The organism is Mycobacterium sp., assembly GCF_040509115.1.
Lineage (GTDB): Bacteria > Actinomycetota > Actinomycetes > Mycobacteriales > Mycobacteriaceae > Mycobacterium.
Genome location: NZ_JBEVLO010000511.1, coordinates 1 through 5,551, shown reverse-complemented (window position 1 = coordinate 5,551; position 5,551 = coordinate 1). Strand labels below are relative to the sequence as shown.

The following is a 5,551-nucleotide window of genomic DNA, read 5'->3' as shown; positions in this document are numbered from 1 at the left end:
CCGGGGTCAGCGGCGCGCCCTTGTCCTGCGCGTAGAGGATTTCGGCGTACGCCGCGGCATCGGCGGTATGCACGCCCAGCCAGGTCGACAGATGTCGGATCAGATACGTGTAGTCGGCAGCGAAGGCCCGCAGCAACTCCATGATTCGGAGGTTGTCGTCATGCATCCCCACCTGGCTGTAGTCGTCCGAAGATTCCATGAGGTCCATCATCGGTGCACGCTCCCTTCCGGTCTGACGCGACTCGACAATACCTCATTCCTGGAATAACTTCATCATGAAGCTACTTGGATGGAGAAACGTGACCACATTCGATCGGGGTTCCGACGATCCGGCGCACCGCTTGCCTGAAGCATTGCGCCGACGCGGCAAGGGATCTGAGAACACCCGCCACCATGGCCTGGCGGCTGGACTCCTCCTCATCTGCTCCGCGCTGCTCGCGGCACTGAGTCCCGTGCCGCGTGTCTGGGCCGAGCCTGCACCCGGCATCACTTCTGAAACTGCCGGCCAGTCGGTCACCGATGCTCCGTCTCCCGGGGCGGTGGCATCGCCGCCACCGGCGGTGCTCGATGCCCCCGACGGCTCGAACTTGCAGATATGGGCCAGCCAGGAAACCCAGCTGCCGGTCCCGCCGTTGACCACCTCCTTGGCGTCGCGCAGCTACGTCGTCGGCGGGATGTTCAACGCCTCCGTCACCTCCCCGAACGACGTCCCCCGCGGAGTCATGGAAGTCGGCTACCAAATCGGCTGCGGCATCGACATCGCCAACGCCGCAGGCGTGACAATCACCGGCACGATCGGCCTCACCTCGCTCCTGGCATTGGCCCCTGCTGGCCTATCCCCAACACTCAGTTCACCGCTGGGGGGCCAGATCAGCGTCGGCCTCAAGCCAGGCCGCATCGAGACAATCCCCGTCACGAAAAAGGAATACAGGTCCGACAAGCCGTGGGTGATGGTGCAGGGGTTTCGCATCGACGTCGACGGCTGCGTCGGCGAATCATTCGTCCGCTCCTACGCCATCCTCAGCCGCTCCACCGACGCCTCAGACGTCATCGTCACCTACTTCGGCGAGACCAAAGCCGTCTGACGCACGACCTGCGCAACGTTCAGGATGGTATGGGCAGTTGCCCGTTGAGACCCCAGGCCCGCACGATGTCGCTGAGTCGTGTCGACCTGCCGCGACGTTGGGCGAGGAACTCTATCGTCCATACCCGTGAGCGACTCCGGTCACGTCGCGCGTCGCGGCGCCTCGACCCGCTCACCCACGCGCATCGGGCGCGACCGGCCGCGACTCGAGCACGTTCATCGTCTGAGCAGGTCGTCGAGTTCGCTGACCCGGGCGTTGCCTAGGTGCATCGCCTCGAGCTCGCCAATCGCAGCGACGCCAATGCGCTGTGCAGCGTCCCTACGCACGATCAGCGTGGCCTGATCCTTGCCGCCCAGAAGCTGTTTCGGGTCCCTGAGTTCGCGGATGCGGTAGCGGTGATGTAGCCACTGCGGGTGCCACAGCGGGATCACCACCCAGCGGCCGTCAGCGACGGCCTGGGTGAACCGCCCGAAACATTGCGCTTCGGTTCCCGTGCGGAACACGTAACCCTGCTCGTCGAGCCCATACTGTTGCACGATGGACTCGGAGAAGCGGCTGATGCCGGCGCCAGGGTTGATTCCTTGAATCAAGCGCTCCATCCGTTGCAGGGCAGGCGGTTTCAGTAGGTCGGCGATTTCGGCGACGTCATCCTCTGGCACGTAGTCTGGAACGCCCCAGATGCAGTATGGCTCGTAGAGAACGGTGACCTTGAGCACCTCGTCCTCGAACGGAGCCAGGTAACGGCCGTGGCTGGTGGGCAGCCAGGCAGATACGAGGACGTCGACTTCGCCGCGGCCCATCCGGCGGTACATCTCCTCGTGCGGCGCAGTGGACCGCTCGACGGTCAGACATCGAGCAGTGAGGACCCGCTCGACCTCGCGTGCCGCGGCGTCGTGGAAACTCAGATCGATGTGTCCCACCCGGATGGGCTGCACCGTTTCAGCCCCCTGACCGGTCACGAGCCCACCTCCATCAGGGCCTTGCCGACCACCCGATTCGGACATCCGGTGCTGCGCCATCGGGGTGAAGCGAGCGGCCAGTTCGGGTTCGTCATCGTTCATCGGGTCAACCGAATCGGGTTGGCGCCGACGTCGACCCGGATGATCGAGTACGGCGGTATCCGGTCGTCGACACCATCGTTGAACAGGGGAGTGCGGGGAAGCTGGTTGACGCTCACGTAGAGGAAGCCGTCGGCGGCCAGCGCCAAGGTGTCGGGCCACAGCAGCTTGGGCCCGTGCACCACCGTCGTCCATTCGCCGGCTGCGCTGCGCCGTAGGACCGCACTGTGCTCGTAGGCGGTCGCGTACAGGTTGCCGGCGGTGTCGGTCTCGAGGCCGTCGGAGGCGCCCTTGTCGCCGTGGTCGAGGATGGACTCGGCGACCCGGTCGTCCTGAACGTTACGATCGCGTAGAGATGCGGCGTCGACGCTGTACAGACGTCGAGATGACAATGGGCAGTACAAGATTCGGTCACCAGTCGCGCTGATGGCGATACCATCGGCACCCACCCGGTACCCTTCGCGGACTTCGCCTTGGACGATGGCACGGAATCCGTCCTCTGCTCGGGTGGTGTCGTGCCCACGCAGGCGGTCCCAAGACTCATCGGTGTCGAGGTCCACCACGATCAACGCCCCCGTGGGTTGCGAGTCGGTGACGTAGGCATAACCACCCCTGCCCTTGCTGAAGTCGAATCGCACGTCATTGAGGTATGTCGTCGGCGTCATCGCGGCGTCGGCGATCCGCACAGTACGGTCGATCACGTTGCGAGACAGATCAACCCGGACGAGCTTGGGCCCGCCAGGCACATGTGGGTCGAATGACGGGGCACCCGTGTCGAGCAGCCACAGGTATCCGTCTGGGGCGATGATCACGCTCTGTACCGAGATCAATAGATCGGGTGAGGACCCTACTGACCATTGGTTGACGGCGGCATTGGGGAATGGCACTGCGTTGCCGTCGATGATCTCGGCGACGGTGAACTCCACATGGTCACCCCAGCGCGGGAAGGAGACGAACACGCGCCCGGTATCGGAGACGGCCAGTCCTGTGGGCATCACGTCAGCGAATTCGGCTACCACTTCGTACTCGTCTTGGACGAAGCTGCCGAGAGGACGTATCGAGACGTTGGTCATGAGTGCTTCTTTCGTGGTGTCGGGAAAACATCGGATGTGAGCGCAACGACGACTCACCGTCGTGGAGCGTTTCTCGACGGCGTCGTCCGCCGCCTGCAGATCGGGCGGGGTGAGGGTTCTGCCATCGACTCGTGGCGTCAAATGACCGTATTCGACCATCAGCTCCCGAAGCGCGCGGCCGGGACACTCTCCCGCTGATCGCCCCGTCGGCAATGGGCGCCAGTGTCGGCACTGTGGCTCTCCTGCTCTAAATCAGGGGAGGAACGGTCGCGTCGACGGTCACCTCGACGAGATACGGGCTGTCGGCTTTGAGGCCAAGGGTGAGTGCCTCACGAAGATCATCGGGCGCAGTCACGCGCTCTGCCGTGCACGCGTAGCCGTGGGCCAGCGCCACGAAGTCCAGGCCGGGTAGGTCCAGGCCGGGGACGCCCGGGGTTTCCAGCAGGTCCGCGAATGACTTCAGGATGTTGTAGGCACCGTTGCGCACGACGACGAACAGAATCGGTAGATTGTGTTGCGCCGCAGTCCATAGCGCCTGGATGACGTAGTTCGCCGAGCCGTCACCAACGATGCAGATGACCTTCCTGTTGGTCGCTTCGTCCCGCTCGGCCAGGGCAACGCCAACCGCCGCAGGCAGCCCGTAGCCGAGGACGCCACTGGACATCGCGAAGAACGATCTGGATCGGTCTGTCGGTATCTGTTCGCGTAGATGATGCAGGGTCGAAAGGGATTCCTGAACAATCACGCTGTCCGCGGGCCGGATGGTCTGAATCGTGTGGTAGAGCCACTCCGGCGTGATCCGCTCGTCGCAACGCTGCGCCGTGGCTACCTGCCGTGCCGTCGGCAGTGGTCGGTCTACCTGCGGGACGGCCGATGCGAGGACAGCGCAGGACCGGCCAGGGTCAGCCAGGATCGCCGTCCCCACAGGCGCTCGCGCGGCTTCGGACGGATCGTCGGTGATGTGGAAGAGTTCCGCGCCATCCGGCAGATACTCGCCAGGAACGTAAGGGTAGTAGCGGAACACCGGTGCACCGATGACGACGATCACGTCGTGACCGGACAACACTTGGCTCAGTGGGCCGATCGCCGGGGGCAGCGTCCCCTGGTAGAGCGGATGGGTCTCGGGAAACCCCGGCCGACCCTCCTCGGGCGCCGCCCAGACGTCGCACCGCAGTTTCTCCGCCAAGGCGATGGCATCGTCCCAGCCACCGACCTGATCGACTGCGCCGCCGATGACCAGCGTCGGTGCGCGGGCCCCGCTCAGCGCCGCAATCACAGCCGCCAAGGCGTCCCGGTCGGCTGGAAGGCGAGGACTCACCGTACGAATCACCGGGAGTCGCGAGCACGGTTGATCGCCGTCATCCATCGGGATGGACAGGAAGACCGGTCCGGCGGGCGGCAGGATGGCAGCTGCGTACGCGCGCATCAGTGCTGCCGGGACATCCTCGGCCCGCGCCGGCTGATACGCCCACTTGACGAAGGGCTGCGGAACGACGTCCGGCTGCACATTGGTCAAATATGGTTCTAGTAGCAACATTTGACGAGTCTGCTGGCCCGCGGTGATGATCAGCGGGGCTCGGTTGTACCAGGCGCTCTCGATGTTGCCGACCGCGTTGCCCATGCCTGCGGCGGTGTGCAGGTTCACCAGGGTCGGCCGCCCGGTGCGTTGCGAGTACGCGTCGGCCATCGCGACCGCCGGGGCCTCCTGCAGTGCGAGCAGGTATCGGAAGTCGGTGGGAAAGTCCTTGAGGAATGGCTCCTCGGTGGAGCCGGGATTGCCGAATATGGTCGTGAGACCCAGCTGGCGGGCAACTTCGAAGAATGCTTCTCGGACGGTCAGCATTGCTTCCTCTCTGCGGGTGGTCGGGTCGAAGGTGTCAGACGTGAACGGCATATTTGGTGACAGCAGCCTCGTCCCAGGCGACTCCAGCGCCGGGCTGGTCGAGTGCCGTCACCGTGCCGGCCTTCGGCTGCAGTGGGGTGGCCAGAATGGGGACGGCCCAATCCACCCACTCGAGCCAGTGCGCCGTCGGGGTATTTCGCAGCAAATGCGCAGCGATCTCTGGGTACAGGTGGCTGGAGAATTGGATGCCTGCGGCAGCAGCCACTCCAGCGGTACGCATCCACCCCGTCACGCCACCGATCCGCATGAGGTCGCCCATCGCGTAGTGCACGCCTCCAGATTCGATGAATCTCAGCAGATCCCGTGGACCGTAATAGTTCTCACCGGCTTGAAGTGGCGTGCGGACCTTCTGGGCAAGTTGCGCGTAGCCACGGACGTTGTCGTAGGCGATCGGTTCCTCGAACCAGTACAGGTCTTGCTCGTCGAGTTCGT

Annotated in this window: 5 protein-coding genes and 1 pseudogene; 1 reads left to right on the top strand and 5 read right to left on the bottom strand. The window is 64.4% G+C overall.

Annotated elements, in window-relative coordinates:
- A pseudogene (locus ABW137_RS34655) lies at window positions 1-199 on the bottom strand (hypothetical protein); the annotation flags it as partial.
- A gap of 100 nt (window positions 200-299) precedes the next feature.
- Between ABW137_RS34655 and ABW137_RS34650 the strand changes: the two are divergent.
- Window positions 300-1,085 (top strand): MspA family porin, encoded by a 786-nt coding sequence (locus ABW137_RS34650; RefSeq protein WP_526407302.1) that lies wholly within the window; start codon window positions 300-302, stop codon window positions 1,083-1,085.
- A gap of 215 nt (window positions 1,086-1,300) precedes the next feature.
- Here the strand turns inward: ABW137_RS34650 and ABW137_RS34645 are convergent, their stop codons facing one another.
- The 4 genes from ABW137_RS34645 to ABW137_RS34630 all read right to left on the bottom strand — a co-directional run.
- Entirely contained in the window at window positions 1,301-2,146 is an 846-nt protein-coding gene (locus tag ABW137_RS34645; RefSeq protein WP_526407300.1) for a glycine betaine ABC transporter substrate-binding protein, read from the bottom strand.
- Window positions 2,143-3,216 (bottom strand): SMP-30/gluconolactonase/LRE family protein, encoded by a 1,074-nt coding sequence (locus ABW137_RS34640; RefSeq protein WP_526407299.1) that lies wholly within the window; start codon window positions 3,214-3,216, stop codon window positions 2,143-2,145. The genes ABW137_RS34645 and ABW137_RS34640 overlap by 4 nt, the downstream gene beginning before the upstream one ends.
- Window positions 3,217-3,463: 247 nt before the next feature.
- Complete coding sequence (mdlC, locus tag ABW137_RS34635) at window positions 3,464-5,110, bottom strand: benzoylformate decarboxylase (RefSeq protein ID WP_526407297.1); 1,647 nt, start codon at window positions 5,108-5,110, stop codon at window positions 3,464-3,466.
- Window positions 5,094-5,551: enolase C-terminal domain-like protein (locus ABW137_RS34630; protein ID WP_526407295.1), on the bottom strand; the 458-nt coding region annotated here is incomplete at its 5' end. The genes mdlC and ABW137_RS34630, both read right to left, overlap by 17 nt.